This is a genomic window from Streptomyces sp. CoH27, from assembly GCF_020181035.1.
In the GTDB taxonomy this organism is placed as follows: Bacteria; Actinomycetota; Actinomycetes; order Streptomycetales; family Streptomycetaceae; genus Streptomyces; species Streptomyces camelliae.
This window is the reverse complement of the sequence record NZ_JAIQYY010000006.1, coordinates 1-25,692: the sequence shown is the minus strand read 5'-3', so window position 1 is coordinate 25,692 and position 25,692 is coordinate 1. Positions and strand designations below refer to the sequence as shown.

Genomic DNA, 25,692 nt, shown 5'->3' with positions numbered 1-25,692 from the left:
AGACTGGGCGCATGCCGACGGAATCGACGGAATCCCTGCTCGCCCGTTTCCTGACCGACCTGGCGCCGCTGCGTCCCCGTGCCGTGTGGGCCCACGGCTCCCTGGCCGGTGGCGACTACCAGGAGGGCCGCAGCGACCTGGACCTCATCGCCGTACTCCCGGCTCCGGTGAGCCTCAGGACCATACGCCGGGTGGTGTCCCTGCACCGCGGGCTGCGCACCGAACCGCTCGCGGCGAAGCTCCACTGCAGCTACCTGACCCCGGCCGGCCTGGACGACCCGGACCGGTCCCACCTCACCTGGGCGCACCGGCACGTCATGCGCCGCCCGGTCACGCCCGTCACCCGGCGCGAGCTGCACGACTTCGGCCGGGTGCTGCACGGCGAGGCACCGGCCGGGCTGCTGCCGCCGGTGCCGGAGCGGCAGCTGCGCGCCTTCGTCGTCCGCGACCAGCGCGACTTCTGGCGGCCCAACGTCCGCAGGGCCCGGCTGTGGAAGCGGGACATCTGGGTCGACGCGGGCCTGCTGACCTTCGCCCGCGCCACCGTGACCCTGCGCGACGGACGGCTGATCTCGAAGCGGGAGGCACTCGCCGAGCTTCCGGCCCTCGGCGCTCCGGTCGAGGTCGTCGAGGACATCACCCGCAGACGGTACGACCCGGACGCGCCCGTGGCGGACGACACCTGGCGCGCCCGCCGGGCGGAGCTGACCCGCGCATATCTGGGACCGGCGATCGACGCGCTCGTGGCGGCTCACCGGTGACCGGACGTCACCTCTAGCCGGCCGCGGGCTCCAGGTGGTCACCGGTCGCGGGAGCCGGGACGGTGGCGTCGAGCGCGGGACGCTCCCGCAACGACAGCAGCACGCGCAGTACCCAGATCCACATCACGCAGGAGCCGAGCATGTGGGCGGCGACCAGCGCCTCGGGCAGATGGGTGAAGTACTGGACGTAACCCACGACACCCTGGCACAGCAGCACGATGAACAGTTCCCGCGTCCGGTCCAGCGGGCCCTTCGGCGAGTCGACCGCCTTGAGGACGAACCACAGCGCGAACGTCAGCGTCACCACGATCCAGGCGAACACGGAGTGCAGCTTGGCGACGCTCTCCCAGTCGATCGGGATGCGCTTGACGTCGCTGGAGTCACCCGCGTGCGGTCCGGCGCCCGTCACCACCGTGCCGGCCCCGATCAGCAGGACGGAGGCGGTCACGAGGAACCACACCAGCTGCTGCACGGCCTTGCCGACCAGCGGCCGGGGCGCGCCGTCGCCCTCGCGGGTGCGCTGCCACATCAGCACGGCCACCGCGGTCAGCGCCGTCGCCAGCAGGAAGTGCGCCGCGACCGTGTACGGGTTGAGGCCGACGAGCACCACGATGCCGCCCAGCACCGCGTTGCCCATCACGAGCCAGAACTGCGCCCAGCCCAGCCGGGTCAGGCTGCGCCGGTACGGCTTCTCGGAGCGGGCGGCGATGATCGCCCAGCCGACCGCGGCGCACAGCACGTACGTCAGCATGCGATTGCCGAACTCGATGGCGCTGTGGTAGCTCAGCGCGGTCGTCGGCGTCAGTGAGCCGTCCGTGCACTCGGGCCAGGTCGGGCAGCCGAGGCCCGAGCCGGTCAGGCGTACGGCACCGCCGGTGACCACGATGACCACCGACATGACGAGCGCGGCGAGGGCCGCCCGCTGCACGGTCCGGGGCCCCGGAGTCCAGCGTTCGGCGATGAAGGCGGGCGGGTTGCGCAGGGCGGCTACAGCGTCGGCGCGGGTCAGCTTTGGCACGGCACCATCGTAGGCCGCCGCTTGTGCACGCTTTCACGAGGGTCCCTCACGGCATCACTCCCAGCGGAAGAATTTCCCCGCCGCCGCGAGCCCCACGACCGCCCACACCGCGAGGATCCCCAGGTCACCCCACGGCATGCCGGCCCCGTGCTGGAGCACGCTGCGCAGGCCGTCCGACAGCGCGGAGATCGGCAGCAGGCCCAGGACGTCCTGCCCGGCCGAGCCGAACTTGTCCAGCGGGACGATGACCCCGCCGCCGACGAGCAGCAGCAGGAAGACGAGGTTGGCGGCGGCCAGCGTCGCCTCGGCCTTCAGGGTGCCCGCCATCAGCAGCCCGAGCCCGGAGAACGCGGCCGTGCCGAGGATCAGCAGGAGCAGGACGGCGGCGGGGTTGCCGTGCGGGGACCAGCCCAGCGCGAGCGCGATCACCGTCAGCAGGATCACCTGGAGGACCTCGGTGACCAGCACGGACGCCGTCTTGGCTGTCATCAGGCCCCAGCGGGGCAGCGGCGAGGAGGCGAGCCGCTTCAGCACGCCGTAGCGGCGCTCGAAGCCGGTCGCGATGGCCTGCCCGGTGAACGCCGTCGACATCACGGCGAGGGCGAGGATGCCGGGGGCGAGGAAGTCGACCGCCCTGCCCTTGCCGGTGTCCACGATGTCCACGGAGCTGAAGAGCGCCAGCAGCAGGGTCGGGATGACGACCGTCAGCAGCAGCTGCTCGCCGTTGCGCAGCAGCATCCTGGTCTCCAGGGCCGCCTGCGCCGCGATCATGCGGGGCAGGGGGGCGGCGCCCGGCTTCGGGGCGTACGTACCCGTTGCGGTCGTCATGAGCGCAGCTCCTTGCCCGTGAGCTCAAGGCTGTGCCTTCCCGGGGGACAACCCCCGGACCCCCGGCCGATCTCTGTGCGCGGCGGCATCATGAACGCAGCTCCTTGCCCGTGAGCTCAAGGCTGTGCCTTCCCGGGGGACAACCCCCGGACCCCCGGCCGATCTCTGTGCGCGGCGGCATCATGAACGCAGCTCCTTGCCCGTGAGCTCAAGAAAGACGTCTTCGAGGGTGTGCCGTTCCACCGAGATCCGGTCGGGCATCACCCCGTGCTGGGCGCACCAGGAGGTGACCGTGGCCAGCAGCTGGGGGTCCACCCTGCCGACGACCCGGTAGCTGCCCGGGGTCAGCTCGGCGGCCGTGCAGCCGTCCGGGAGCGCCTTGAGCAGGGAGCCGACGTCGAGGCCGGGGCGGCCGGTGAAGCGCAGGGTGTTCTCGGCGCCGCCCTTGCACAGCTCCTCGGGGGAGCCCTGGGCGATGACCTTGCCGCCGTCGATGATCGCCACGTCGTCGGCGAGCTGCTCGGCCTCTTCCATGTAATGGGTGGTGAGGATCACCGAGACGCCGTCGGCGCGCAGGTCCTTCACCAGGTCCCAGGTGGCCCGGCGGGCCTGCGGGTCGAGGCCGGCGGTCGGCTCGTCCAGGAAGACCAGCTCCGGGCGCCCGACGACGGCCATGGCCAGCGCCAGCCGCTGCTGCTGGCCGCCGGACAGCCGGCGATAGCCGGTCCGGCCGCAGGAGCCGAGGCCCAGCCGCTCGATCAGCGCGTCCACGTCCAGCGGATGCGCGTGCAGCTTGGCCACGTGCCGCAGCATCTCGTCCGCGCGGGCACCGGAGTACACGCCGCCGGACTGGAGCATCACACCGATACGCGGACGCAGCTCCGCGGACTGCCGCACCGGGTCGAGGCCCAGGACACGCACCGTGCCGGAATCCGGCTTCCGGTACCCCTCGCAGGTCTCGACCGTGGACGTCTTCCCGGCCCCGTTGGGACCGAGAACGGCGGTCACGCCCGCCTCGGCCACCAGGTCGAGGCCGTCCACCGCGGTCTTTGTGCCGTACCGCTTCACCAGGGCCTGGACCTGGACCACGGGCTCACTTCGCATGGCTCCAGAGTCTAAGGAGGGGTGGGAGCGTTCAGACGTGCGGGTACGGGAACTCCTCCGCACGGGGCCGGTGCACCGGCAGCCACCGCTGGGCGTAGGCCACCGCGTCCGCCACCGGGAACAGCCGTACGTCCGCCGCGCCCACCCTGCCGCGCACGACGTCCCGGTCCCGTTCGAAGTCGTACCCCAGCTCGTCGAAGCGGTCGGAGTCGATCGAGACCTCGATCACCGTCTCCCAGCCGCCGCCGGGCGCGGGCCGGCCGACGGCCACGCGCGGCGCGGGTATCCGGTACTCGGCCAGGTGGAAGCTGGTGCAGGCGTCGTAGCCCGCGCCCAGCAGCAGCACCCGGGCGCCCAGTTTCTCCAGCCGGGCCAGCGGGCTGTGCTCGCCGAGCCGGCAGTCGGACGCGTGGCCGTCGGTGATCGCGCGCGCGTGCGGGCCGACGGCCGCGAAGGAGGTCTGCGGGTGCGCGCTGCGCAGCGCTCCGGGCCAGGTCCGCACGGTCTCGGGGATCACACCGACGCCTCGGGTGGGGGTGATCAGCGGATCGTACGGCGGCATGGTGGCCCGGATCCGGTCCCACCACTTCTCGGGCACCGGCGGATTTCCCCACACGGCCGGGTCGGACAGGTCGCCGGACTGGGCCGGGACGACCAGCGTGCCGGACGGGCCGAGGGCGTCGAGGAGTCCCTGGACGACGGCGACCGGGCCTCCGTTCACCCAGCCGAGCGAGCTGAGCGAGGAGTGCACGAGGAGGATCTCGCCGGTCTCGACACCGAGCAGGCGCAGCTGTGCGGCGACTGAGTCCCGGGTGACAAGTGGGCCGGTCGGAGGGGGTGTCGGCATGGTTCCGGAGTCTTCCCGACGGGTCCGCGCGGCGCCACCGAATTGGCTGTTCAGACCCCTCCGGATGATCGATCAAAGATCGTTTCCGCAGGTCGGATTAGGTATGCCTAAGTGATACAGGGCACCGTCCGGTGATCCGGACGGCGCTTGTCAGGCTCCGCGGAATTACGCAACAATGGCGTTGTGAAAAACGTCGGCGAGGCTCGGGAGACCCCCCTGGGGGCCCCGCAGGAGGAGCTCGCGACCGGTGAGCGTTCCACGCGCAACCGCGTCGCGCGATCCATCCTGGACCACGGCCCGTCGACCGTCGCCGAGCTGGCCGGCCGGCTGGGCCTGACCCAGGCCGCCGTCCGGCGGCACCTGGACGCCCTGGTCGCCGACGACATCGTGGAGGCGCGGGAGCAGCGGGTGTACGGCACGCGTACGCGCGGCCGTCCCGCCAAGGCCTTCGCGCTCACCGACTGCGGCCGGGACGCCTTCGACCAGTCGTACGACAAGCTGGCCGCCGACGCGCTGCGCTGGATCGCCGAGCAGGGCGGTGGCCCCGAGGCCGTCGCCGCGTTCGCCCGCGCGCGGATCGCCGCCCAGGCGAGCGCCTACCGCAGGGCCATCGAGGCGGTCACGCCCGACAAGCGTGCCGAAGCGCTGGCCAAGGCCCTGAGCGTGGACGGGTACGCTGCAACGGCGCGCACCGCACCGGTCGGCGAGCAGCTGTGCCAGCACCACTGCCCGGTCGCCCACGTCGCGGAGCAGTTCCCCCAGCTGTGCGAGGCGGAGACGGAGATCTTCGCCGAGCTGCTGGGGACCCACGTCCAGCGACTGGCGACCATCGCGCACGGCGACGGCGTCTGCACGACGTTCATCCCCAAGATTTCCACTGACGCACCTGCAAGCACGGCCGGGAGGAACCCCGCATGACTCTCCCCACGGAGACTGCCCACCCTGAGCTCGAAGGCCTGGGCAAGTACGAATACGGCTGGGCCGACTCCGACGAGGCCGGCGCCTCTGCCAAGCGCGGTCTGAGCGAGGAAGTCGTCCGGGACATCTCCGCCAAGAAGAACGAGCCGGAGTGGATGACCAAGCTCCGCCTCAAGGGCCTGCGCCTGTTCGAGAAGAAGCCCATGCCGAACTGGGGCTCGGACCTGTCGGGCATCGACTTCGACAACATCAAGTACTTCGTGCGCTCCACGGAGAAGCAGGCGGAGTCCTGGGAGGACCTGCCCGAGGACATCAAGAACACCTACGACAAGCTGGGCATCCCGGAGGCCGAGAAGCAGCGCCTCGTCGCCGGTGTCGCCGCCCAGTACGAGTCGGAGGTCGTCTACCACCAGATCCGCGAGGACCTGGAGGAGCAGGGCGTCATCTTCCTCGACACCGACACCGCCCTGAAGGAGCACCCGGAGCTCTTCAAGGAGTACTTCGGGACGGTCATCCCGGTCGGTGACAACAAGTTCGCCTCCCTGAACAGCGCCGTGTGGTCGGGCGGCTCCTTCATCTACGTCCCGCCGGGCGTGCACGTGGAGATCCCGCTCCAGGCCTACTTCCGCATCAACACGGAGAACATGGGCCAGTTCGAGCGGACCCTGATCATCGTCGACGAGGGTGCCTACGTGCACTACGTCGAGGGTTGTACGGCCCCGATCTACAAGTCGGACTCGCTGCACTCCGCGGTCGTCGAGATCATCGTCAAGAAGAACGCCCGCTGCCGCTACACGACCATCCAGAACTGGTCGAACAACGTGTACAACCTGGTCACCAAGCGCGCCGTGGCCTACGAGGGCGCGACCATGGAGTGGATCGACGGCAACATCGGCTCCAAGGTGACGATGAAGTACCCGGCCGTCTACCTGATGGGCGAGCACGCCAAGGGCGAGACCCTGTCCATCGCCTTCGCGGGCGAGGGCCAGCACCAGGACGCCGGTTCCAAGATGGTCCACATGGCGCCGAACACCTCCTCCAACATCGTCTCCAAGTCGGTGGCGCGCGGCGGCGGCCGCACCTCGTACCGGGGTCTGGTCGAGATCGGCGAGGGCGCCCACGGCTCGAAGTCGAACGTGCTGTGCGACGCGCTGCTCGTCGACACCATCTCCCGCTCCGACACGTACCCCTACGTGGACGTCCGCGAGGACGACGTGTCGATGGGCCACGAGGCGACCGTCTCCAAGGTCTCCGAGGACCAGCTCTTCTACCTGATGAGCCGTGGTCTGAGCGAGTTCGAGGCGATGGCGATGATCGTGCGCGGCTTCGTCGAGCCCATCGCCAAGGAACTGCCCATGGAGTACGCCCTTGAGCTCAACCGGCTGATCGAGCTCCAGATGGAAGGCGCGGTCGGCTAAGCATCCGCCGCCGTTCCCATCAAGCCCTTACGTAAGAAAGCGAGCAGACCGACAGCCATGGCTGAGGCTCAGAACATCCCCGTGGGCTCGACCACCGCGGGCCAGATCGCGGTGGCCGCCGAGTCGACCGTCGCCACGCGCATGAGCGCGCCCCCGTCCTTCGACGTGGCGGACTTCCCGGTCCCCCACGGCCGTGAGGAGGAGTGGCGGTTCACGCCGCTGGAGCGGCTGCGCGGGCTGCACGACGGCACCGCGGTCGCGACCGGTGACGGCGTGAAGGTGGACGTCCAGGCCCCCGAGGGCGTGACCGTCGAGACCGTCGGCCGCGACGACGCCCGCATCGGCAGGGCCGGCACGCCGGTGGACCGCGTCGCGGCCCAGGCGTTCTCGGCCTTCGAGAAGGCCGGCGTGGTCACCGTCCCCAAGGAGATGGTGCTGACCGAGCCGATCCGGATCGCCGTGCACGGTGAGGGCGGGGTCGCCTACGGCCACCAGGTGATCGAGCTCGGAGCCTTCGCCGAGGCCGTCGTCGTCATCGACCACACCGGTGACGCCGTACTCGCCGCCAACGTCGACTACGTCCTCGGTGACGGCGCCAAGCTGACCGTCATCTCCGTCCAGGACTGGGACGACAAGGCCGTGCACGTGGGCCAGCACAACGCGCTGATCGGCCGCGACGCCACCTTCAAGTCGTTCGTGGTCACCTTCGGCGGTGACCTCGTGCGTCTGCACCCGCGCGTCGCCTACGCCGGCACCGGCGGCGAGGCCGAGCTCTTCGGCCTGTACTTCACCGACGCGGGCCAGCACCAGGAGCACCGCCTCCTCGTCGACCACAACACCCCGCACTGCAAGTCGAACGTCGCCTACAAGGGCGCGCTCCAGGGCGACGACGCGCACGCGGTCTGGATCGGCGACGTGCTCATCGAGGCCAAGGCCGAGGGCACGGACACCTACGAGATGAACCGCAACCTGGTCCTCACGGACGGCGCGCGCGTCGACTCGGTGCCGAACCTGGAGATCGAGACCGGCGAGATCGTCGGCGCCGGCCACGCCTCCGCCACCGGCCGCTTCGACGACGAGCAGCTCTTCTACCTGATGGCCCGCGGCATCCCGGAGCACGAGGCCCGCCGCCTGGTGGTCCGCGGCTTCTTCGCCGAGCTGGTCCAGCAGATCGGTGTCACCGACATCGAGGAGCGCCTGCTCGCCAAGATCGAGGAGGAGCTGGAGGCGTCGGTCGCATGACCAGCACCTTCGTACGCGCCTGCGGGCTGAGCGAGCTGGAGGAGGACACCCCGAAGCGGGTGGAGCTCGACGGCACGCCCATCTCGGTCGTGAAGACCGAGGGCGAGGTCTTCGCGATCTACGACATCTGCTCCCACGCGAACGTCTCGCTCTCCGAGGGCGAGGTGGAGGACTGCCAGATCGAGTGCTGGCTGCACGGCTCCAGCTTCGACCTGCGCACCGGCAAGCCCTCCGGCCTCCCGGCCACGCGTCCCGTCCCCGTATACCCCGTAAAGATCGAAGGGGACGACGTTCTCGTCTCCCTCACCCAGGAGTCCTGAGGCACCCATGGCAACGCTTGAAATCCGAGACCTGCACGTCACCGTCGAGGCCGACAACGCCACGAAGGAGATCCTCAAGGGCGTCGACCTCACCGTGAAGCAGGGCGAGACGCACGCCATCATGGGCCCCAACGGCTCCGGCAAGTCGACCCTCGCCTACTCCCTCGCGGGTCACCCGAAGTACACGATCACCGGCGGCACCGTGCTGCTCGACGGCGAGGACGTCCTGGAGATGTCCGTCGACGAGCGCGCCCGCGCGGGCCTGTTCCTGGCGATGCAGTACCCGGTCGAGGTCCCCGGCGTCTCGGTCTCCAACTTCCTGCGCACCTCCGCCACCGCCGTCCGCGGCGAGGCCCCCAAGCTGCGCACCTGGGTGAAGGAGGTCAAGGAGGCCATGGAGCGCCTCAACATGGACCCGTCCTTCGCCGAGCGTAACGTCAACGAGGGCTTCTCCGGCGGTGAGAAGAAGCGCCACGAGATCCTCCAGCTGGAGCTCCTCAAGCCCAAGGTCGCGATCCTCGACGAGACCGACTCCGGTCTGGACGTCGACGCGCTCCGCATCGTCTCCGAGGGCGTCAACCGCGTCCGCGAGACCGGCGAGGTCGGCACCCTGCTGATCACGCACTACACGCGCATCCTGCGCTACATCAAGCCCGACCACGTCCACGTGTTCGCCGGCGGCCGCATCGTCGAGTCCGGCGGTCCCGAGCTGGCCGACAAGCTGGAGAACGAGGGCTACGAGGCTTACACGAAGGGTGGCGCATCCGAGTGACACAGCTGCCGGGCCTCCTCGACACCGAGGCGATCCGCAAGGACTTCCCCGTACTGGACCGGCTGGTCCACGACGGCAAGAAGCTCGTGTACCTGGACAACGCGGCGACCTCGCAGAAACCGCGCCAGGTGCTGGACGCCCTGAGCGAGTACTACGAGCGCTACAACGCCAACGTCCACCGCGGTGTGCATGTGCTCGCCGAGGAGGCCACGGCGCTGTACGAGGGCGCGCGCGACAAGGTCGCCGAGTTCATCAACGCGCCGAGCCGTGACGAGGTGATCTTCACCAAGAACGCCTCCGAGTCGCTGAACCTCGTGGCGAACATGCTGGGCTGGGCCGACGAGCCCTACCGCGTGGACCACGAGACCGAGATCGTCATCACGGAGATGGAGCACCACTCCAACATCGTGCCGTGGCAGCTGCTCGCGCAGCGCACGGGTGCGAAGCTGAAGTGGTTCGGCCTCACCGACGACGGCCGGCTCGACCTGTCCAACATCGACGAGATCATCACCGAGAAGACGAAGATCGTCTCCTTCGTGCTGGTGTCGAACATCCTGGGCACGGTCAACCCGGTCGAGGCGATAGTCCGCCGCGCCCAGGAGGTCGGCGCGCTGGTCTGCATCGACGCCTCCCAGGCCGCCCCGCACATGCCGCTGGACGTGCAGGCCCTCCAGGCCGACTTCGTGGCCTTCACCGGTCACAAGATGTGCGGCCCGACCGGCATCGGCGTGCTCTGGGGCCGCCAGGAGCTGCTGGAGGACCTTCCGCCCTTCCTGGGCGGCGGCGAGATGATCGAGACGGTGTCGATGCACTCCTCGACGTACGCTCCCGCGCCCCACAAGTTCGAGGCGGGCACGCCCCCGATCGCGCAGGCGGTCGGTCTCGGCGCCGCGATCGACTACCTCAACTCGATCGGCATGGAGAAGATCCTCGCCCACGAGCACGCGCTGACGGAGTACGCGGTCAAGCGCCTGTCGGAGGTCCCGGACCTGCGGATCATCGGCCCGACGACGGCCGAGGACCGGGGCGCGGCGATCTCCTTCACGCTCGGCGACATCCACCCGCACGACGTGGGCCAGGTCCTCGACGAGCAGGGCATCGCGGTCCGCGTCGGCCACCACTGCGCGCGCCCCGTCTGCCTGCGCTACGGAATTCCTGCGACCACGCGAGCGTCGTTCTACCTGTACTCCACGCCGGCCGAGATCGACGCACTGGTCGAGGGGCTGGAGCACGTACGGAACTTCTTCGGCTGAGAGGCGTGAGCTGAAACCGTGAAGCTGGATTCGATGTACCAGGAAGTCATCCTGGACCACTACAAGAACCCGCACGGGCGTGGTCTGCGGGATGGCGACGCCGAGGTGCACCATGTGAACCCGACGTGCGGCGATGAGATCACCCTTCGCGTGAAGTACGACGGCACGAAGATCGCGGACGTCAGTTACGAGGGCCAGGGCTGCTCGATCAGCCAGGCGAGCGCGTCGGTCCTCAACGAGCTGCTGGTCGGCAAGGACCTGGCCGAGGCGCAGAAGATCCAGGAGACCTTCCTGGAGCTGATGCAGTCCAAGGGCAGGATCGAGCCGGACGACGCGATGGAGGACGTCCTGGAGGACGCGGTCGCGTTCGCCGGTGTCTCCAAGTACCCCGCGCGGGTCAAGTGCGCCCTCCTGAGCTGGATGGCGTGGAAGGACGCGACGGCCCAGGCGCTGGGTGGCGCCGAAGCCGAAAGGAAGACCGCATGAGCGACACCGTCGAGATGAAGCCGGCCTCGGAGGAAGAACTCCGCGAGGCCCTGATGGACGTGGTCGACCCCGAGCTGGGCATCGACGTCGTCAACCTCGGCCTGATCTACGGCATCCACATCGACGAGTCCAACATCGCGACCGTCGACATGACCCTGACCTCGGCGGCCTGCCCGCTGACCGACGTCATCGAGGACCAGGCCAAGTCCGCCACGGACGGTCTGGTCAACGAGCTGCGCATCAACTGGGTCTGGATGCCGCCGTGGGGCCCGGACAAGATCACGGACGACGGCCGCGAGCAGCTTCGGGCGCTCGGGTTCAACGTCTGATCCCACAGCGTGCGTGAAGCGGCGGCACCCGCTCGGGGGGTGCCGCCGCTTTGTGCTGTGCCGCTTCGGTGTGCTCAGCCGAGTCCGTCCACCAGTGTGAACGCCGAGTCCGCCCAGTACAGATCGGTGTTCTGGTAAGGGGCCAGCTTCAGCTGGAAGTTCTGGTGGCGCAGGAAGCGGCCGGGGTAGTTGACCGACTCCAGCATGATCGCCCCAGGATAGGGGGAGGGCCGGGGGCAGAACGTGGCGTCCTGGCGGAACAGGGGTGTGCCGTCGTCGGGTTCGGCGCGCAGGAGGAAGTTCCGGTGGCGGAGGTAGCCGCCGTCGGCCGTGGCGAAGGAGTAACAGCCGCTGTTCGCCAGGCCGTTGACCACCCTGAAGGTCGCGTCGCGTCGGTCGGTGGGTGAGCCGACCGGGTCGAGCCGGACGAAGTCACCGCTGATGTGCCAGTAGCGGTCCGGGTAGTTGACGGAGCGGACGGAGGTTCCCGTTTCCTGCGGCGCCGGCTTCGGCTGCGGTGAACTCCCTTGATGGCCTGGCGATTTGGACGGCGACGGATCCGGCTGAGGGGAGGCGGACGCCGTCTGCGGGGTCACCGGGGTCAGACCGCTCCTGCCCTTCGGGGGAGCGGTCGTACTTCCCGAGGGGGAGGCGAAGGAGAGCAGGCCGGGGCCGCCCGCCGTCGGGGCGCCGGGCGGTCGCGGGGCGGCCTCGGACCGCGGGGCCGTGCTGTTCACGGCCAGAGCGGTGACGCAGGCGGTGACGACCGCGATGGCCAGCGCGCCGGCGAGCCAGAGTCTTCGGGTGCCAGGGGTCCGGGAGGCGTCGGCCGTCCAGCCGTGCTCCCAGGGATGGGGGGTGTGGTCGGGCATGGGCCCGCACATTAGTGGCCGGAGTGTGTCCAGTGAGCGGTTTCTGTGAAAGTGAAACTTTTTCGCGTCCGAGATCGTGACAGACTCCTGTGTACGGCCGTACGCAACGGTTGTGTACGCTCGTACACATGGGATACCTCTTGCTCGCCGGCGCCATCGCCGCCGAGGTCGCCGCGACGACGGCGATGAAGTACAGCGCGGGCTTCAGCAGGCTCGCGCCCTCGCTCGTGACGGCGCTCGGCTACGTCGTCTCCTTCGCGCTGCTCGCCCGGACGCTGAAGACGGTGCAGATCGGCACCGCCTACGCGATCTGGTCCGGCGTCGGCACCGCGACCATCGCCGTCCTCGGGCTGCTGCTGTTCGGGGAGGGGCTGAACGTCACCAAGGTCGCCGGGATCCTGCTGATCATCGGCGGGGTCGTGGTGCTGAACCTGGGCGGGGCGAGCCACTGATGGCCCGCCGCTACGACCCCGAGCGCCGGCAGCGGATCATCGACGCCGCGATCCGCGTGGTCGGCCGGGACGGCATCGCCGGGCTCAGCCACCGCTCCGTCGCCGCCGAGGCGGACGTACCGCTCGGCTCGACGACGTACCACTTCGCCACCCTCGAAGAGCTGATGGTCGCCGCGCTCCGGCAGGCGAACGAGGGCTTCGGCCGGGTGCTCGCCGAGCGGTTGCCGGAGGGCGTCGGGGGCGACCTCGCGGCGGAGCTGGCCCGCACCCTCGGCGAGTGGCTGGGCGGCGAGCGCACGGGCGTGGAGCTGGAGTACGAGCTGTATCTGGCCGCGCTGCGCCGTCCCGCGCTGCGCCCCGTCGCCGCCGAGTGGACCGAGAACGCCTCCGCGCTGCTGGCCCGGCGCACGGACCCGGTCACCGCCCGCGCGCTGTGCGCGCTCATGGACGGCATCTGTCTGCAGGTGCTGCTCACGGGCGGTTCCTACGACGAGGAGTACGCGCGCGCCGCGCTGGCCCGTCTGATCCCCTGAAGCCGTGCCCGGCACGTGAGACACCCCGGCACCGGTTCGCCTCCGCGACCCCGCTCACGTTAGGTTTTGGTACATGACCGACTCTGCTTCCCGCACCACCGGCGCCGTCGCCGCCGGTCTCGCCACGATCGCCGCCGACGGCACCGTTCTCGACACCTGGTTCCCGGCCCCCGAGCTGGTCGAGCAGCCCGGCCCGGCCGGCACCGAGCGGCTGACCGCCGAGCAGGCGGCCGAGCTGCTGGGCGAGGGCGCGACCAAGGTGGTCGGCCCGGACGCCCGCCGGGGCGTCGAGGTGGTCGCGGTCCGCACGGTCATCGCCTCGCTGGACGAGAAGCCGATCGACGCGCACGACGTCTACCTGCGCCTGCACCTGCTCTCGCACCGCCTGGTCAAGCCGCACGGCCAGAGCCTGGACGGCATCTTCGGGCACCTCGCCAACGTCGCCTGGACCTCGCTCGGCCCGGTCGCCGTGGACGACATCGAGAAGGTGCGTCTCAACGCCCGCGCCGAGGGCCTGCACCTCCAGGTCACCTCGATCGACAAGTTCCCGCGCATGACGGACTACGTCGCCCCGAAGGGCGTCCGCATCGCCGACGCCGACCGGGTCCGCCTCGGCGCGCACCTGGCCGCGGGCACCACGGTCATGCACGAGGGCTTCGTCAACTTCAACGCCGGCACGCTCGGCACGTCGATGGTCGAGGGCCGGATCTCCGCCGGTGTCGTCATCGGCGACGGCTCGGACATCGGCGGCGGCGCCTCCACCATGGGCACCCTGTCCGGCGGCGGCAACGTGCGCATCTCCATCGGCGAGCGCTGCCTGATCGGCGCCGAGGCGGGCGTGGGCATCGCGCTCGGCGACGAGTGCGTGGTCGAGGCCGGCCTGTACGTCACGGCGGGCACCCGGGTCACCATGCCCGACGGCCAGATCGTCAAGGCCCGCGAGCTGAACGGCGCCTCCAACATCCTCTTCCGCCGCAACTCGGTCACCGGCACGGTCGAGGCCCGCCCGAACAACGCGGTCTGGGGCGGCCTGAACGACATCCTGCACAGCCACAACTGACGCAAGGCGACGCACGGCAGCTGACGAAAGCGCCCTTCACCGCGGAGTGGAGGGCGCTTTCGTCATGCGGGAAGCGCCGCCGCGAACTCCCGCAGCGCCGCGAAGTCGGCCTCCCGCAGGCCGACCCGCGGGTCGACGTGGTGGAGCAGGGCCGGGCCGGGGTGGTGAGCCGCCACATACGCGACGTCCGCCGGGCTCTGCTCGTCGTCCACCCAGGCGAACGGCCGGCCGTCGGCGTACGCCACGATCGCCTCCGTTTTCCAGTGCACCTCGTCGGGCCGGAAGGCGAACAAGCCGGCGCCGAAGTCGACGTACGGCAGATCGGTGGGCAGGCCGACGACCGGCGCGATCCAGATGTTGGCCTCCGCCATCCAGGTCGTCGCCCAGACCAGCTCGTAGCCGAGCCCGAGCAGTGCCGGCCCGTGGTCCGGATTCAGCCAGACCCGCAGGGGGCGCCGCGCGGCGAAGGGCACCCGGATCGTCGTACAGCCCTCCGGCCGGCGTTCCGGCTGCGCCGCGTACGGGTTGAGGGGGCCGTCGACGTCCAGGAACAGCAGGAGGCGGCTCACGAAAACACCGTACGGCAGGGCGGCGGCCGGCCCGCCGGAATTTTTCAGCGGGCCGCCGTCAGCTCCTCGTACCGCGCCAGCAGCCCGTCGGCCGCCTCCGGCCCGGCAGACAGCAGAGGTGCCCGCACCGGGCCCGCAGGCAGGCCCAGCCGGGCCAGCAGGGCCTTCGCGGTGACCGTGCCCGGCAGGCCCGCGTCCATCATCGCCTCGATCAACGGCGTGGCCCGCAACTGGAGTTCGCGGGCGCGCGCGGTGTCCCCCGCGTCGAAGGCGTCGAGGATCGCGGCGACATGGCCGGGCACGGCGTTGGCGACCGTGCTGACACATCCCGCCGCGCCGACCGCGTACAGCGCGAGCACATGCTCGTCGCAGCCCGCGTAGTACGCCAGCTCCGTGTGCGCCAGCACCTTCTGCGTGCCGAGGAAGTCGTAGGAGCAGTCCTTGACCGCCACGATCCGGGGGTGCTCGGCGAGCCGGATCATCGTCTCCGGCTCGATCCGGGTGCCGGTGCGGCCCGGGATGTCGTAGAGCATCACGGGCAGGCCGCTCACGTCGGCGACCTGCCGGAAGTGCGCCTCCACGGCCTCCTGCGGGGGCCGGCTGTAGTACGGCGTCACCAGCAGCACCCCGTCGGCGCCCGCCTTCTCGGCCGCGAGCGTCAGCTCGACGGTGTGCCGGGTGTCGGCGCTGCCCACGCCCGCGACCAGGGAGACGCCGGCGCCGACCGCGTCCCGGACGGCCGCGACGAGCTCCGCCTTCTCCGCGTCCGTGGTGGTCGGCGACTCGCCGGTGGTGCCGTTCAGCACCAGGCCGTCGCAGCCCTCCGCCACCAGCCGCGCGGCCAGGCTCCGGGCCCCGTCCAGATCGAGGGCGCCCACCACGGTGAACGGCGTGATCATCGCGCAGAGGGTGCGGCCGAAGGGGGCGGGGGGCTTGCGTGTCGTCGTCATACAGGTAGTCTCGGCAGCGCCACGATGAAGCTCTACTTAATTCTTCTTAGATATATAGCTAAGCATTGCTGAGACGTCGGGCTCTGCGACCGAAGGCCCTGTGTCCAACTCGGCCCCTCATGGGTCACTATGGCCGAAGGGTCACCGACGTCACTCATGGGAGGCACCATGAAGCTCGGCAAGGCACTGGCCACCGGAGTCGCCGAGGAGCGGCCGCTCGGTCACGAAGAGACCGCCCGCGAAGAGACCGTCCGCGTCGAGGGGATCGCGCTCGCCGAGGACACCGCCACCGTCGAACCGGCCGAGCCGGCCGCCCGCGAAGAGGTCCCGGCCACCCGATGAGACTGCGGCTCCCGGCGGAACGCCCGACGGAGCCGCCGACCGGATACAAGATCGCCCACCCGGTGCTGTCCCAGGACGGCACCCGGGCCGCGTTCACCGGAGTGTCGCTCGGCGGCGCGCTGCCGTACGGCGTGCTCGACGACGCCTCCTGCGTCTACGGCAGACGGCACCGCCCGCCCGCACGGCTGTGCGACTGCGGCTTCCACTGTGTCCATGACCGCGCGGCCGCCGAGGCCATGCTGTGCACCGCCGAGCACCGGGACGCCGTGCTGCTCGAAGTCTCCGTGCTCGGCGCCTACATCCGCTTCGAGCGCGGATTCCGCTACGCCCGCCAGCGGGTGCGCTCGGCCGTCACCGGCCCCTGCGGCTGCGGGGCCGGCGCCGTCGCGCTCGCCGACGCCGGCTGGGGCCGCCCCGGCTGGCGCGCCCTCGTCCCCTCCTGTGCCGGCTGCCTGCGCGGCCGTACGTCCGTCTCGCTCGCCGGCTTCGCGCGGCTGGCCGGGGAGGGGCTGCGGGTGGTGGCCGGGGGAGGCGGTGGTGCGGCGCTCCCGGCGCTCCCGGCGCTCCCGGCGGCCGATCCGGCCTCCGGCACCTCCGGCACCTCCGGCGCCTTTGGCGCGGAGCTCGGTGTGCCCGAACTCGTCGCCGAGGCCGCGCTGTTGCAGGCGCGCCTCGACTGGTTCCAGAGCCAGCTCGCCCGCCTCGGCGAACGCGGAGAACAGGGCTGACGGTCTGACGGTCGCGGGCTCACGTCGCTCTCTCGTGCACCCTCACACCGAAAACTTGATCCGTCTGGACAAAAAAAGTTTTCGGTGCGAGGGTGGACGCATGCTGGACGTGACCGTGATCGAGGACCCCGAGGCGGCGGCTGTGTCGCTGGACCCCATACGGGCCCGGCTGCTCGCCGAGCTGGCCGCGGAACCCGCGTCGGCGGCGATGCTGGCCGGCAAGGTCGGACTGCCCCGGCAGAAGGTGAACTACCACCTCAAGGCGCTGGAGCGGCACGGCCTGGTCGAACTGGCCGGAGAGCGCCGCAAGGGCAATGTCACCGAGCGGCTGATGCGTGCCACCGCCGCGTCGTACGTCATCTCACCGGCCGCCCTGCCCGCCGTGCAGCCGGACCCGGCCCGCTTCCGGGACCAGCTCTCCGCGCGCTGGCTGCTCGCCCTCGGCGCCCGTCTGGTGCGCGACGTCGGCGCGCTGATCACCGGCGCCACCAAGGCCCGCAGGCAACTGGCGACCTACGCTCTGGACGGCGAGCTCCGCTTCGCCTCCGCCGCCGACCGCGCGGCCTTCGTCCAGGAGCTGACGGCGGGCGTGAGCGCCCTCATCCGCAAGTACGACGCCCCCGACGCCGAGGGCGGCCGCGAGCACCGGATCGTCGTTGCCCTCCACCCCACGGTCAAGGAACAGCCCACCCCCGCGCTGGATCAGTGAGCAGGAGCCCCGCCATGTCCAAGGAATCGCCCAAGGAATTCGAGATCGTCCGCGAGTTCGAGGTCGACGTCCCGCCCGAGCAGGTGTGGGACGCCGTCATCAACGCATCCGGTGCCTACCTCTGGCCGATGGACCCGCCCGAGCCCCGCGTCGGCGGCTCCGGCCCCTTCGGCTCGACCGTCACCGCCTGGGACCCGCCCCACCGCTACACCAACCGCAGCGAGAACGTCGGCATGCCCACCCAGTCGGCCAACCAGCTCGACTACACCATCGAGCCCCGCGACGAGGGCCGCCGGGCCTGGGTGCGCTACGTCCACAGCGGCATCTTCACCGACGACTGGAACAACCAGTACGACGGCGCGAGCAAGCACACCAACTTCTATCTGCACACCCTGTGCGAGTACCTGACGCACTTCGCGCCCCGCCCGGTCACCTTCGCCCAGCTGAACGGCCCCGCGGTCTCGGCGACCCCGCGGGCGCTCGCCGCCGTCGGCCACGCCCTGGGGCTTTCGGACGACGCGGCCGCGGGGACGAAGGTCGCCGCCCGGGGGCCCGGCGGGCGGACCCTGGACGCCGTGCTCGACTACCGCAACCCGTACTTCATCGGGCTGCGCACCGAGGACGCCCTCATCCGCTTCTTCGGCCGCGGCCACTGGGGTGCCCCGCTCGGCATCAGCGTCCACGACTTCGCGCGGGACGCCGACGCCGAGGCGAACGAGAGCGCGTGGCAGACCTGGCTGAACGAGGTGTTCAGCCAAGCGTGACCACCCTGATCACGGCCGGAAGCGCAGCACCTGCGGGTCGTGGTCGCTGATCTGGTCGTTGAACTCCGAGTTGATGTGCACGCTGTCGTACTCGACGTCGCAGCCGCGCCGGATCGCCGGGCTGATCAGGATCTGGTCCAGGACCTGCTCGTTGCCCTGGTAGTCGTAGGTGTAACGCTCGCTCCTCGGCAGCGACTTGATCGCCGACCACAGTTCGCCGTCACCTTCGAGGATCTTCGCGGTGCCGGAGAACTCGAAGTCGTTCATGTCGCCGAGCGCGATGACGTTCGCGTTCTTCTGGACCTTCAGGATGTCCTTGACGAACGCGTTCACCTCGGTCGCCTGCGCGTGACGCTGGATCTCCGAGCTGCGCGTCGGCGGCTGGTACTGCGAGGCCAGCCCCTGGTCGCCGCCCTTGGAGACCAGGTGGTTGGCGATCACGAAGACGGTCTTGCCGCGGAAGACGAACTCGCCGGCCAGCGGCTTGCGGCTGTCCTTCCAGGCCGCGTTCGCCGGGTCGATGCGGCCCGGCGAGACGGTCAGCTCGGCCTTGCCGGCCACCTTGGTCACGCCGACCGCGGTGGTGGAGTCGCCGCCCGCGCGGTCCACGAAGGACACCCGCTCGGGGTTGAACAGGAACACCTGGCGGATGTTGCCGCCGGGCTCGCCGCCGTCCTGGTCGTTGACCGGGTTGATCGAGCGCCAGTCGTACTTCGGGCCGCCGGCCGCGACGATCGCGTCGATCAGCTTGTTCACGGTCACGCTCGCGTCGACCGTGCCGTCGTCCGTGACGCCGTTGTCGTCCTGGATCTCCTCCAGGGACACGATGTCCGGCGACTGGAGGTTGTTCACGATCGCGGAGGCGTGTGCGGCGAAGGTGGTGTCCGACGGGTCGAGGTTCTCGACGTTGTACGTCGCCACCGCCAGCTCGCGGCTGGACTGCTTGCGCGTGGTCTCGCGCTCCAGGCCACCGCTCTTCAGGGTGCCGAGCCGGCTCGCGACCAGGGTGTAGCCGCCGAACTGGTTGAAGTCCAGCGGGCCGGTGGTGGTGCCGGTGAGCGTGTCGCCGACGTTCGCCTTCGGGAAGTCGGCGGTCGCGCCCAGCGACTGTATCTGGAGCCGGCCGGTGTTCTGGGAGTCGTAGGAGCCGTAGACCGTGCCGCCGCGGCGGCTGCGGTGCTCGTGCGGCTTCACCGTGACCCACAGCTCGCTGTACGGGTCGGTGCGGCCGACCACGCGGGCGTCCTCGACCTGGACGTTCATGCCTTCCAGGGACTCGTAGTAGTCCAGGGCGTACGTCGACGGCTCCAGGGCCAGGCCGTTGATCGAGCCGTTCGCGGCGGTGTCGCCGGCCGGGGTGTACTCGTCCGGTACGGAGTTCTCGTCGATGACGACCGGTGCCGGGACCGGGTTGCCCGTGGAGACGGTGGTGACCGTCGGCTTGGTGATCTCCGTGACCGACTGGTTGCCGGAGGAGGTGCCGCCCGGGACGTACTCGGAGACCGTGCCGGTCACCGTCACCGAGTCGCCGACCGCGACCTTCGGCGCGGAGCTGGTGAACACGAACACGCCCTCGCTGGTACGCGGGTCGTCGTCCGGGTTCGGGTCCTGTATCCAGAAGCCTCTGGAGGAGCCGTACGCGCGCGTGGCCGTGACGATGCCGGGCACGTCCGTCACCCTCTGGCCGGCGTACGGCGAGATCCGGGTCGTGCCCTGGATGTCGTGGATGCGCACCGAGTCGGCGTGCGCCGGGGAGGTGAGGACGACGGCGGACGCCGCGCTGCAGACGGCGGCGACGGTGAGCGCGGCGAGGCGCGCGGAAGACCTGCTCGGCAAGGGATTCCCTCCGGGGACATGACTGAGTGCCGGGACGAGGGTGTACGGGTGGTGCCGGTGGTACGGGAGCGTGCGGGGCGCGTAGCCCTCCGTCACGCGCGCAGAGCCGAGTGAACAGTTGTCCCCCCAACTTCTACGCGCGTCAATCTCTTACCTGGGTAAGGGAGTTGTCAAGGTTTCGGCCATGTACGGAAGCCGACGGAGAGATGAACCGGGCGGCATGGGTGGAAATCCGTCTAGGCTGAGCGGCTGAGCCCGTTCACGGTCCGAGGAGATCCAGCCGATGTCAGACAGCTCCCCCCTGCCGCCCGTACGGCTGCACCCCGAAGCGGAGCTGGCGCGCGCCGCGCTGTCCACGCCGTTGCTCTCCCGCGCCGCCCGCCTCGCCCGCTGGGCCGGGCCCGGCACCCGCGTGGACGCCGGCGGCGGCCTGGCCGAGGAGCAGCTTCCGGCCGCCGCCGAACTGCTCGGACTGACCGGAGACGACGCCGCCGCCCTCGCCAGTGAGGCCTGGCGGGTCGCCGTGGACGCCGGCCTGGTCGAGATCGCGGACGAGGAGAACGGCACGGTCCGTGCGGGGGAGGAGCTGGAGCTGCTCACCGGCGGCTCCCCGCAGGACGTGCTCACGGTGTGGCTCGCCGCCCTGGAGACCGTCCTCGCCGACGCAGCCGTACCCGATCTGGACGATCTGGTCGACGCGCTGGAGGAGGGCGGCGAGGTCGATTTCTCGTCACTCGACTGGGACCCCGAGGCCGAGGGCGAGTTCCTCGACGGCGTCCTGGGCAATCTCTATCTGCTGACCGTGAGTGAGGGCGGCTCCGGCGACGGCCCCGTACCGCTGCCCGCGCTCGCCGCCTCGATGCTCGTCCCCGACGACATGGGCGAGCCCACCAACGACGTCCTGGAGCAGGTCTCCGACGCGATGATGCGGCTGGACGACCAGTTCCGGACGCTGGAGCCGATCGGGCTGGTCGAGTACCAGCCCGTCGACGAAGCCCTGATGGCGGACGGCGAAGAGGAACCCGCCGCGGCGGTCGACGACACCGACGTCACCCGCTACGGCATGGTCCGGCTCACCCCGCTCGGCGTGTACGGGCTGCGGGCGCGGCTGCTGGAGGCCGGGTTCGAGGCGCCGGCCGTCGGCGAACTCGCCGACAAGGGCGCGGACGCCCTGCTCGACGGCACGGCCGGATTCGGGCCGTCGGCGGCCCAGGCCGAGACCGAGCAGTGGCTGACCCGGCGTGAACCGCTCGGCGCCGCACGGGAGTTGCTCGCCGCCGCGCGCGGAGCCGACGAAGGCGCGCCGCTGCGGCGGCTGCGCTGCCAGCAGGCCCTGTCGCTGATCGGCGCGGAGGCCGAGCCCGCGCTGCGTGAGGTGCTGGACGATCCCGAGCTGGGGGGCCTCGCCCGGGTGTGGCTGACCGAACAGGGCGCTGCCGGGGTGCCGGCGCCGTCCCAGGAGATGGTGTTCTGGCTGACCATCGACACCGTCGCCGCCCAGCTCGCCGCCGAGGGCAACTCCGAGGAGCTGCAGGCGCTGGTGGAGGGGCTGGCCGCCCAGCACAGCGGGTTCTTCGCCGCGGCCTGGCGGGTGGGGCATCCCGCCACCGCCGATGTGCTGGAGGCGATGGGCCGGCTGCACCCGGACAAGAAGGTGGCGAAGGAGGCACGGAAGGCCGCGTTCAAGGCACGCTCCCAGCAAGGGAGTTGAGCGGGCCGGGAGTGCATGGTGGGCCACCCCGAGGAGGATTCCCCTTGGGTTGCCCATGGGGTGGCGTATACGGATTCTTGAACAAGGGTCGCGGACGTCGCCCGACGTTCAGCCGGTGTTCAGAAGCGGGCGCGAGCGTGAGCGGCGGACCGAGCACCGCCACCCTCCACGGCACTCCCACCGTCTCAGGAGACACCATGTCGCTCACCCGCAGGGACTTCGCCAGGACCTCCGCCCTCACCGGTGCCGGGGTCGCACTGGCGGGCAGCGTCGGCGCGCTCGCCAGCGCCCCGGGCGCCCTGGCCGCCACGGACGACGTCGAGAGCGCGGACGGCGGGCCGGCCCAGGGCCACCGGCACGAGGTCGGCTACGGCCCGCTGATCGCCGACCCGGACGGCATCCTCGCCCTGCCCGAGGGCTTCACCTACCGTGTCATCACCTACAGCGGCAGGACCAGGCTGGAGACGGGCGAGTCCACCCCGTCCAACCACGACGGCACGGCCGCCTTCGAGGGCCCCCGAGGCACCACGCTCCTCGTCAACAACCACGAACTCGCGGGCCCCCGGTCCAAGTGGGCGCACCCGGTGCCGCTCACCGAGGGCCTGGTCTACGACCCCGCCGCCTCCGGAGGCTGCACGGTGGTCGAGGTACGCCGTGGCGGCGAGGTCGCGGAGTGGGTCGGCATCGCGGGTACCGCCACCAACTGCGCGGGCGGCAGCACTCCTTGGGGCACCTGGCTGACCTGCGAGGAGACCGAGGACAAGGCCGGCCGCAACGGCATGACCAAGGACCACGGCTACGTCTTCGAGGTCGACCCCGCCGACCGCCGGGCCAACCGCGACCCCAAGCCGGTCAAGGCCCTCGGCCGGTACGCGCACGAGGCCGTCGTGGTGGACCCCAAGCGCGGCCATCTGTACCTCACGGAGGACGCGTCCGGCCCCAACGGCCTGCTGTACCGCTGGACCCCGCCGGAGGGCTTCCGTCACGGCCGCGGCCGGCTGCGCACCCTCGCCGACGACGCGGGCATCCTCCAGGCCTTCCGGTGCTTCGACTCCGGCGGCCGGTTCGTGGACGACCTCTCCCGCGCCACCAGGACCGGCACGGTCTACGGCGTCGACTGGGTGGACGTCCCCGACCGTGACGCCAGGTCCGTCTCCGTGCGCAAGCAGTTCACCGACGGCCAGGTCACCCGCGCCCGCAAGCTGGAGGGCATGTGGTGGGGTGACGGCGGCGCCTACATCGTCTCCTCCTACGCCCGCGAGGAGAGCCCCCTCCAGCACGACGGCCAGGTCTGGTTCTACGACCCGCGCCGCCGCACCCTCACCCTCAAGGTCCTCCTCGGCGTGAACCGGGCCCCGGCCGAGGACGGCGCCTTCGACGGCCCGGACAACATCACCGTCTCCCCGTACGGCGGCCTCGTCATCGCCGAGGACGGCGAGGGGATCCAGCACCTGTTCGGCGCCACCGAGAGCGGCCGCACCTATCCGATCGCCCGCAACGAACTCAACATAGGTACCGAAGCCGAGCCGGAATACAGCGAGTTCACCGGCGTCACCTTCTCGCCCGACGGCAGGACCCTGTACGCCAACATCCAGACGCCGGGCATCATGCTCGCCATCACCGGACCCTGGAAGCGGCAGAAGCGGTGATTAATTCATTCGCTCGAACCGTGGCCGTCCCCCTAGAGTGATCCACGTCCAGGTGCGACAGGCAGGACCTACTTCCGCTCATAACGGGGAGGCCGCGGGTTCGAGTCCCGCCACCGGCTCCAACAGGCCGGTGTAGCTCAGGGGTCAGAGCACCAACACGTCGGTTCCGCCGGCCTCGATCTCTGGACACCGAAAACTTCACGCACCTCCCGGTGCGAGGGCAGCGGCTACTTCCCTTTCCAGGAATGAAAATCAGCCGCCGCCGAGTTGATCTCGGGAGGCGCGACACATGGTGGGTGTCCGGTGCGCAGGCAGCGGATACTTCAGGACCTGGTCCGAAAGGGTGCGGGTTCGAATCCCGTCACCGGCCCACGGCCGGTGTGGCGGAACGGAAGACGCGCCAGGCAATAGTCCCGCCGCCGACTCCCGACCTCGGACACCCTCCTTCTGCCGCGCCTCCCTCCGAAATGGCAACGAATTCGGGGGAATTCACCATGGCGCGATTCAACACGCGTGCCGCCAAGGCGCAGGTGAAGTCGGCGGTCACGTCGACCGGCCGGGTCCTGCGGACCTACGAGGGCGGCCGGGGCCAGGAGCGCGAGCCGCGCTCCGAGCTGTTCCTGCTGGCCGTGTCCAACCTCGTTTCGCAGAAGACCTTTTACGAGAGCGGCGCCGACCGCGACGACCGCTTCACCCGCCTGGTCCGCGACCTCGCGGTGAGCGACCCGGACTGGACGGCCGGGCTGCTGCGCTGGCTGCGCGGTGAGGGCAACATGCGGACGGCGTCGATCGTCGGCGCCGCCGAGTACGTGCACGCCCGGCTGACCGCCGGCGCGACCGACGGCCCCTCGAACCGGCAGGTCGTGGACTGCGTGCTGCAGCGCCCGGACGAGCCGGGCGAGCTCCTCGCGTACTGGACGGCGACGTACGGCCGCGCGATCCCCAAGCCGGTCAAGCGGGGCGTCGCCGACGCCGTACGACGGCTCTACCACGCCAAGTCGCTGCTGAAGTACGACACCGCCGCCAAGGGCTACCGCTTCGGCGACATCCTCAACCTGGTGCACGCGGCGCCCGACCCGGACAAGCCGTGGCAGGGCGAGCTGTTCCGCTATGCGCTCGACCGCCGGCACAACCCGGACACGGCGGTGCCGCCCGCGGCGCTGCCGGTGCTCACCGCGCACCGCGAGCTGATGGCACTGCCGGTGGCCGAGCGGCGTGCGGTCGTCACGTCGCAGGGCGGCGCCGAGCGGCTGGCGGCGGCCGGGCTCACCTGGGAGGCGCTGGCCGGCTGGCTCCAGGGCCCGATGGACAAGGCGGCCTGGGAGGCGGTCATTCCGTCGATGGGGACCATGGCCTTGGTCCGCAACCTGCGCAACTTCGACGAGGCCGGTGTCTCGGACGAGGTCGCCGCGCGGGTCGCGGCGCGGATCAGCGACCCGGCGGAGGTCACGCGCTCGCGGCAGTTCCCCTTCCGGTATCTCGCCGCGTACCAGCACGCGCCGTCGCTGCGCTGGTCCTACCCGCTGGAGCAGGCGCTCGGCCACTCGCTGGCCAACGTGCCCGCGCTGCCGGGCCGGACGCTGGTGCTCGTCGACCGGTCGGGCTCGATGTTCTGGTCGCAGGTCTCCGAGCGGTCCCAGCTCAGCCGGGCCGACGCGGCGGCGGTCTTCGGCACGGCGCTCGCGCTGCGGGCGGCGGACGCCGACCTGGTGGAGTTCGGTACGACGAGCAGGGCGGTGACGTTCCGCAAGGGCGAGTCGGTGCTGAAGATCCTGGACCGCTTCGGCGACCTGGGCGGCACCGACACGACCGACGCGGTGCGCCGGCACTACAAGAAGCACGACCGGGTGCTGATCGTCACCGACGAGCAGTACACCCCGAACCGCCACGGCGACCCGACCGCCCAGATCCCGGCCCACGTGCCCGTCTACACCTGGAACCTGGAGGGCTACCGGGCGGGCCACGGCCCGTCGGGCACGGGCAACCGGCACACCTTCGGCGGCCTGTCGGACGCGGCATTCCGGATGGTGTCCCTGCTGGAGTCGGCCCAGGACGCGAACTGGCCGTGGCAGGCCTGAGCGGTATCCGGCCCCGAGCGTGGCCCGCACTCACCGTGCCGGCCTGAACGCGTACAGCGCGCCGTTCTAGTGCTCTGACCGCATAGGTTCGCCGGGTCGTTCAGGCCGCGGCGGCGAGGGGGCGTCCGCCCCAGCGGATGCCC

Annotated in this window: 27 protein-coding genes; 19 read left to right on the top strand and 8 right to left on the bottom strand. The window is 70.8% G+C overall.

Annotated features, from left to right (window positions below; all coding sequences use genetic code 11):
- Positions 1-11 precede the first annotated feature (11 nt).
- Positions 12-761 (top strand): nucleotidyltransferase domain-containing protein, encoded by a 750-nt coding sequence (locus tag LE548_RS10825; RefSeq protein WP_225096485.1) that lies wholly within the window; start codon positions 12-14, stop codon positions 759-761.
- Positions 762-774: 13 nt separating this feature from the next.
- Here LE548_RS10825 and LE548_RS10820 read toward each other — a convergent pair whose 3' ends face one another.
- The 4 genes from LE548_RS10820 to LE548_RS10805 form a co-directional block, all read right to left on the bottom strand.
- Positions 775-1,779 (bottom strand): heme A synthase, encoded by a 1,005-nt coding sequence (locus LE548_RS10820; RefSeq protein WP_225096484.1) that lies wholly within the window; start codon positions 1,777-1,779, stop codon positions 775-777.
- A gap of 54 nt (positions 1,780-1,833) precedes the next feature.
- Positions 1,834-2,607, bottom strand: coding sequence for an ABC transporter permease (locus LE548_RS10815; RefSeq protein WP_225096483.1), 774 nt, complete (start codon positions 2,605-2,607; stop codon positions 1,834-1,836).
- 180 nt (positions 2,608-2,787) lie between these two features.
- Positions 2,788-3,711 (bottom strand): ABC transporter ATP-binding protein, encoded by a 924-nt coding sequence (locus LE548_RS10810; protein ID WP_225096482.1) that lies wholly within the window; start codon positions 3,709-3,711, stop codon positions 2,788-2,790.
- A 31-nt stretch (positions 3,712-3,742) separates the two neighbouring features.
- Positions 3,743-4,558, bottom strand: coding sequence for an aminoglycoside N(3)-acetyltransferase (locus LE548_RS10805; RefSeq protein ID WP_225096481.1), 816 nt, complete (start codon positions 4,556-4,558; stop codon positions 3,743-3,745).
- Positions 4,559-4,741: 183 nt separating this feature from the next.
- Between LE548_RS10805 and LE548_RS10800 the strand changes: the two genes are divergently transcribed.
- From LE548_RS10800 to LE548_RS10765, 8 genes are read left to right on the top strand one after another with little or no spacing between them, the layout of a single operon-like run.
- On the top strand, positions 4,742-5,476 hold the full coding sequence (locus tag LE548_RS10800; RefSeq protein WP_225096480.1) for a metalloregulator ArsR/SmtB family transcription factor: 735 nt from the start codon (positions 4,742-4,744) through the stop codon (positions 5,474-5,476).
- Positions 5,473-6,894, top strand: a complete 1,422-nt coding sequence (sufB, locus tag LE548_RS10795) for a Fe-S cluster assembly protein SufB (RefSeq protein ID WP_225096479.1) — start codon at positions 5,473-5,475, stop codon at positions 6,892-6,894. Before LE548_RS10800 ends, sufB begins: the two co-directional genes overlap by 4 nt.
- Before the next feature lie 57 nt (positions 6,895-6,951).
- Positions 6,952-8,136, top strand: a complete 1,185-nt coding sequence (gene sufD, locus LE548_RS10790) for a Fe-S cluster assembly protein SufD (RefSeq protein WP_225096478.1) — start codon at positions 6,952-6,954, stop codon at positions 8,134-8,136.
- A complete protein-coding gene (locus LE548_RS10785) occupies positions 8,133-8,456 on the top strand; it encodes a non-heme iron oxygenase ferredoxin subunit (protein ID WP_225096477.1) in 324 nt (107 codons plus the stop codon). The genes sufD and LE548_RS10785 overlap by 4 nt, the downstream gene beginning before the upstream one ends.
- A gap of 7 nt (positions 8,457-8,463) precedes the next feature.
- Positions 8,464-9,228 carry a Fe-S cluster assembly ATPase SufC gene (gene sufC, locus LE548_RS10780; RefSeq protein ID WP_225096476.1) on the top strand — a complete coding sequence of 255 codons (765 nt, stop codon included), beginning with the start codon at positions 8,464-8,466 and terminating at the stop codon, positions 9,226-9,228.
- Entirely contained in the window at positions 9,225-10,481 is a 1,257-nt protein-coding gene (locus LE548_RS10775; RefSeq protein WP_225096475.1) for a cysteine desulfurase, read from the top strand. The genes sufC and LE548_RS10775 overlap by 4 nt, the downstream gene beginning before the upstream one ends.
- A gap of 18 nt (positions 10,482-10,499) precedes the next feature.
- A complete protein-coding gene (sufU, locus tag LE548_RS10770; protein ID WP_225096474.1) occupies positions 10,500-10,967 on the top strand; it encodes a Fe-S cluster assembly sulfur transfer protein SufU in 468 nt (155 codons plus the stop codon).
- Complete coding sequence (locus tag LE548_RS10765; protein WP_225096473.1) at positions 10,964-11,296, top strand: metal-sulfur cluster assembly factor; 333 nt, start codon at positions 10,964-10,966, stop codon at positions 11,294-11,296. Before sufU ends, LE548_RS10765 begins: the two co-directional genes overlap by 4 nt.
- Before the next feature lie 74 nt (positions 11,297-11,370).
- Here LE548_RS10765 and LE548_RS10760 read toward each other — a convergent pair whose 3' ends face one another.
- Positions 11,371-12,168, bottom strand: a complete 798-nt coding sequence (locus LE548_RS10760) for an AbfB domain-containing protein (RefSeq protein WP_225096472.1) — start codon at positions 12,166-12,168, stop codon at positions 11,371-11,373.
- A 128-nt stretch (positions 12,169-12,296) separates the two neighbouring features.
- Here LE548_RS10760 and LE548_RS10755 point away from each other — a divergent pair, with 128 nt between their 5' ends.
- From LE548_RS10755 to dapD, 3 genes are all read left to right on the top strand, one after another.
- Positions 12,297-12,620, top strand: coding sequence for a multidrug efflux SMR transporter (locus tag LE548_RS10755; RefSeq protein ID WP_225096471.1), 324 nt, complete (start codon positions 12,297-12,299; stop codon positions 12,618-12,620).
- Positions 12,620-13,153 (top strand): TetR/AcrR family transcriptional regulator, encoded by a 534-nt coding sequence (locus tag LE548_RS10750; protein WP_225096470.1) that lies wholly within the window; start codon positions 12,620-12,622, stop codon positions 13,151-13,153. Before LE548_RS10755 ends, LE548_RS10750 begins: the two co-directional genes overlap by 1 nt.
- Positions 13,154-13,226: 73 nt before the next feature.
- On the top strand, positions 13,227-14,213 hold the full coding sequence (gene dapD / locus LE548_RS10745; RefSeq protein ID WP_225096469.1) for a 2,3,4,5-tetrahydropyridine-2,6-dicarboxylate N-succinyltransferase: 987 nt from the start codon (positions 13,227-13,229) through the stop codon (positions 14,211-14,213).
- A gap of 62 nt (positions 14,214-14,275) precedes the next feature.
- Here the strand turns inward: dapD and LE548_RS10740 are convergent, their stop codons facing one another.
- Positions 14,276-14,782, bottom strand: coding sequence for a hypothetical protein (locus LE548_RS10740; protein WP_225096468.1), 507 nt, complete (start codon positions 14,780-14,782; stop codon positions 14,276-14,278).
- A gap of 44 nt (positions 14,783-14,826) precedes the next feature.
- Positions 14,827-15,732 (bottom strand): 4-hydroxy-tetrahydrodipicolinate synthase, encoded by a 906-nt coding sequence (gene dapA / locus LE548_RS10735; protein ID WP_225096467.1) that lies wholly within the window; start codon positions 15,730-15,732, stop codon positions 14,827-14,829.
- A gap of 168 nt (positions 15,733-15,900) precedes the next feature.
- Between dapA and LE548_RS10730 the strand changes: the two genes are divergently transcribed.
- The 4 genes from LE548_RS10730 (at position 15,901) to LE548_RS10715 (ending at position 18,275) form a co-directional block, all read left to right on the top strand.
- Positions 15,901-16,074 (top strand): hypothetical protein, encoded by a 174-nt coding sequence (locus LE548_RS10730; RefSeq protein WP_225096466.1) that lies wholly within the window; start codon positions 15,901-15,903, stop codon positions 16,072-16,074.
- Positions 16,071-16,802 carry a hypothetical protein gene (locus tag LE548_RS10725; protein ID WP_225096465.1) on the top strand — a complete coding sequence of 244 codons (732 nt, stop codon included), beginning with the start codon at positions 16,071-16,073 and terminating at the stop codon, positions 16,800-16,802. Before LE548_RS10730 ends, LE548_RS10725 begins: the two co-directional genes overlap by 4 nt.
- Positions 16,803-16,902: 100 nt before the next feature.
- Positions 16,903-17,511 carry a helix-turn-helix domain-containing protein gene (locus tag LE548_RS10720; protein ID WP_225096464.1) on the top strand — a complete coding sequence of 203 codons (609 nt, stop codon included), beginning with the start codon at positions 16,903-16,905 and terminating at the stop codon, positions 17,509-17,511.
- Positions 17,512-17,525: 14 nt separating this feature from the next.
- Positions 17,526-18,275, top strand: a complete 750-nt coding sequence (locus LE548_RS10715; RefSeq protein WP_225096463.1) for an SRPBCC domain-containing protein — start codon at positions 17,526-17,528, stop codon at positions 18,273-18,275.
- 9 nt (positions 18,276-18,284) lie between these two features.
- On the opposite strand, the gene LE548_RS10710 is transcribed toward LE548_RS10715, so the two are convergent.
- A complete protein-coding gene (locus LE548_RS10710; RefSeq protein ID WP_225096462.1) occupies positions 18,285-20,111 on the bottom strand; it encodes an endonuclease/exonuclease/phosphatase family protein in 1,827 nt (608 codons plus the stop codon).
- A 283-nt stretch (positions 20,112-20,394) separates the two neighbouring features.
- Between LE548_RS10710 and LE548_RS10705 the strand changes: the two genes are divergently transcribed.
- From LE548_RS10705 to LE548_RS10695, 3 genes are all read left to right on the top strand, one after another.
- Positions 20,395-21,822, top strand: a complete 1,428-nt coding sequence (locus LE548_RS10705; RefSeq protein WP_225096461.1) for a hypothetical protein — start codon at positions 20,395-20,397, stop codon at positions 21,820-21,822.
- A gap of 197 nt (positions 21,823-22,019) precedes the next feature.
- Positions 22,020-23,471, top strand: coding sequence for an alkaline phosphatase PhoX (locus LE548_RS10700; protein WP_225096460.1), 1,452 nt, complete (start codon positions 22,020-22,022; stop codon positions 23,469-23,471).
- A 494-nt stretch (positions 23,472-23,965) separates the two neighbouring features.
- On the top strand, positions 23,966-25,549 hold the full coding sequence (locus tag LE548_RS10695) for a TROVE domain-containing protein (protein ID WP_225096459.1): 1,584 nt from the start codon (positions 23,966-23,968) through the stop codon (positions 25,547-25,549).
- The last annotated feature ends 143 nt before the right edge of the window (positions 25,550-25,692 follow it).

Bases quoted from the DNA above. Each gene is read 5' to 3' on its own strand.
- LE548_RS10760 (WP_225096472.1), bottom strand. From the start codon at position 12,168: ATGCCCGACCACACCCCCCATCCCTGGGAGCACGGCTGGACGGCCGAC.
- LE548_RS10805 (WP_225096481.1), bottom strand. From the start codon at position 4,558: ATGCCGACACCCCCTCCGACCGGCCCACTTGTCACCCGGGACTCAGTC.
- dapA (WP_225096467.1), bottom strand. From the start codon at position 15,732: ATGACGACGACACGCAAGCCCCCCGCCCCCTTCGGCCGCACCCTCTGC.
- LE548_RS10765 (WP_225096473.1), top strand. From the start codon at position 10,964: ATGAGCGACACCGTCGAGATGAAGCCGGCCTCGGAGGAAGAACTCCGC.
- LE548_RS10755 (WP_225096471.1), top strand. From the start codon at position 12,297: ATGGGATACCTCTTGCTCGCCGGCGCCATCGCCGCCGAGGTCGCCGCG.
- LE548_RS10825 (WP_225096485.1), top strand. From the start codon at position 12: ATGCCGACGGAATCGACGGAATCCCTGCTCGCCCGTTTCCTGACCGAC.
- LE548_RS10725 (WP_225096465.1), top strand. From the start codon at position 16,071: ATGAGACTGCGGCTCCCGGCGGAACGCCCGACGGAGCCGCCGACCGGA.
- LE548_RS10705 (WP_225096461.1), top strand. From the start codon at position 20,395: ATGTCAGACAGCTCCCCCCTGCCGCCCGTACGGCTGCACCCCGAAGCG.
- sufC (WP_225096476.1), top strand. From the start codon at position 8,464: ATGGCAACGCTTGAAATCCGAGACCTGCACGTCACCGTCGAGGCCGAC.
- LE548_RS10815 (WP_225096483.1), bottom strand. From the start codon at position 2,607: ATGACGACCGCAACGGGTACGTACGCCCCGAAGCCGGGCGCCGCCCCC.
- LE548_RS10695 (WP_225096459.1), top strand. From the start codon at position 23,966: ATGGCGCGATTCAACACGCGTGCCGCCAAGGCGCAGGTGAAGTCGGCG.
- LE548_RS10810 (WP_225096482.1), bottom strand. From the start codon at position 3,711: ATGCGAAGTGAGCCCGTGGTCCAGGTCCAGGCCCTGGTGAAGCGGTAC.
- dapD (WP_225096469.1), top strand. From the start codon at position 13,227: ATGACCGACTCTGCTTCCCGCACCACCGGCGCCGTCGCCGCCGGTCTC.
- LE548_RS10700 (WP_225096460.1), top strand. From the start codon at position 22,020: ATGTCGCTCACCCGCAGGGACTTCGCCAGGACCTCCGCCCTCACCGGT.
- sufD (WP_225096478.1), top strand. From the start codon at position 6,952: ATGGCTGAGGCTCAGAACATCCCCGTGGGCTCGACCACCGCGGGCCAG.
- LE548_RS10715 (WP_225096463.1), top strand. From the start codon at position 17,526: ATGTCCAAGGAATCGCCCAAGGAATTCGAGATCGTCCGCGAGTTCGAG.
- LE548_RS10730 (WP_225096466.1), top strand. From the start codon at position 15,901: ATGAAGCTCGGCAAGGCACTGGCCACCGGAGTCGCCGAGGAGCGGCCG.
- LE548_RS10785 (WP_225096477.1), top strand. From the start codon at position 8,133: ATGACCAGCACCTTCGTACGCGCCTGCGGGCTGAGCGAGCTGGAGGAG.
- LE548_RS10720 (WP_225096464.1), top strand. From the start codon at position 16,903: ATGCTGGACGTGACCGTGATCGAGGACCCCGAGGCGGCGGCTGTGTCG.
- LE548_RS10750 (WP_225096470.1), top strand. From the start codon at position 12,620: ATGGCCCGCCGCTACGACCCCGAGCGCCGGCAGCGGATCATCGACGCC.
- sufB (WP_225096479.1), top strand. From the start codon at position 5,473: ATGACTCTCCCCACGGAGACTGCCCACCCTGAGCTCGAAGGCCTGGGC.